Source organism: Lacimonas salitolerans, from assembly GCF_042677865.1.
Classification (GTDB): Bacteria; Pseudomonadota; Alphaproteobacteria; order Rhodobacterales; family Rhodobacteraceae; genus Lutimaribacter; species Lutimaribacter salitolerans.
Genome location: NZ_JBHUDD010000088.1, coordinates 1 through 1,586, shown reverse-complemented (window position 1 = coordinate 1,586; position 1,586 = coordinate 1). Strand labels below are relative to the sequence as shown.

The window sequence follows — 1,586 nt, the reverse complement described above, 5'->3', positions numbered from 1 at the left end:
GCGGATCAAGGTCACCTCCCATTTGGCAACCTTGAATCACTTCGAAGCCGATATGGGAATCCTTAAACGTCAACAGACCCTAGCGCGTCGCCTTCCAATTTCGATGAACGTGATGATGAACGATATGTTTCCTTGGCGGCTGTGCCTATCGGTGTTAACGCGGAAGAGCCAGTCGGGGTGTTGATCGTAACAAGCAACGTGCCGATGCGCTTTGCCAACTCTGACGAGAACCACGGGGATGAGAACGTCCGGGAGGAGCGCCGACTTGCCGTCGCGGCGCTTCAAGATTTTGCTGCACAAGTCGGTCAGCTTGTGGCAGTGTTCAGACTAAGAGAGGCAATGCATGCCGAAGGAACCCCTAGCGATGAGTAAGGCGCAGAAATCATTCAGTTCATTTGCGACCACGCGGATTGGTACGATCAACCGGGATATCGAGAAGAACATCAAGCTTGTTGTGTCCGGGTCGCGAGGGGCTACCGGAGAGGCAATCTCTTCAGTCAAGAAGCGCCAGGCGCTCCTGTCGGCACGGCCATTCAAAGCTAAACAGCCTGCATGATCAGCGAAAGGCGCTTACAGTCTGCTCTCCCCAAGACTCGCCTGCTAAGAAGCACAAATCATAGAGGCTGACCGCCGACGCTTCTCGCCCGCAGGTCAGCCGCTTCAGCACCTCCGGTGCCAGATAGGCCAACCGCAGTTGGCGGCTGACATGGCGTTCCGCCAACCCAACAGCCTTGGCCAGTTCCTGAATGGTGGCGAACTCACCGGCCTCCATGCGCCGCCGCCACCCCCATGCGCGGCCGATGGCACGCAGGATGTGCGGATCTTGGGACTGATCCTCGCTCGGCCGATAGTCCGCGGGTGGCAGGATCTTCGGCCGCCCGTTCTTCTTGCGCACGTTCAAAGGGATCAGGACGCGGATCGTATCGTCTGGCTTGGTCATTCAGCAGCCTCCATCTGGCGTGGCGAGACCATCTCACGGATAACGCCCGCGATGCCTTCGCGCCGAATGTCGACTTCGAGCCCGGCGCTGGTGACGGTGACACGCCGCACCAGCAGCTGGATGATGCGGGCCTGCTCGGGCGGGAAGAGTTGCGACCAGAGGGCGTTGAACTCGTGCAGTGCCGCGATGGCGTCAGCTTCGGATGCACCGCCGCCATCACGTTTGAGGGCCGCCAGTGCCTGCGTGACCACCTCGGGCGTCTGAAGGATGCGGCGGACTTCGGTGACGACGGCGTCCTCGACCATCCCGGCGGCGAGCCGCATTGGTGCTGTTTCCTCGCCTGTCTCGCGGTTCCGGATCACATCCATCGACACGTAGTAGCGGTAAAGCTTCACGCCCTTCTTCGTGCTGGTGGGTGTCATGGCGGCACCGGTGTCGCTGAAGATCAGCCCCTTCAACAGCGCGGGCGTCTGCGCACGGCTGTTATTGGCACGCTTGCGCGGGCTTTCTTGCAAGATGGAATGGGCGCGATCCCAGAGGTCCGCGTCGATAATGGCGTCATGCTTGTGAATCGGCATGCAAAAGTGACCCACTTGGGTGGGTTATGATCATCTAAAACTGACCCACCTGCATTGTTAACATCCGT

At 59.6% G+C, this 1,586-nt stretch carries 4 protein-coding genes; 2 read left to right on the top strand and 2 right to left on the bottom strand.

The genetic code is table 11. The features are described from left to right. Positions 1-184, top strand: a 184-nt coding sequence (locus ACFTOW_RS13415) for a hypothetical protein (RefSeq protein WP_379916542.1), incomplete at its 5' end; no start/stop codon positions are given. Positions 185-364: 180 nt separating this feature from the next. Further along, positions 365-556: a hypothetical protein gene (locus ACFTOW_RS13410; protein WP_143543380.1), complete on the top strand. Its 192-nt coding sequence runs from the start codon at positions 365-367 to the stop codon at positions 554-556. Here the strand turns inward: ACFTOW_RS13410 and ACFTOW_RS13405 are convergent, their stop codons facing one another. Beyond that, a complete protein-coding gene (locus ACFTOW_RS13405) occupies positions 557-940 on the bottom strand; it encodes a hypothetical protein (protein ID WP_379916540.1) in 384 nt (127 codons plus the stop codon). It lies immediately after the preceding gene. Further along, positions 937-1,518 carry a hypothetical protein gene (locus ACFTOW_RS13400; protein ID WP_379916538.1) on the bottom strand — a complete coding sequence of 194 codons (582 nt, stop codon included), beginning with the start codon at positions 1,516-1,518 and terminating at the stop codon, positions 937-939. Before ACFTOW_RS13400 ends, ACFTOW_RS13405 begins: the two co-directional genes overlap by 4 nt. Positions 1,519-1,586: the final 68 nt, after the last annotated feature.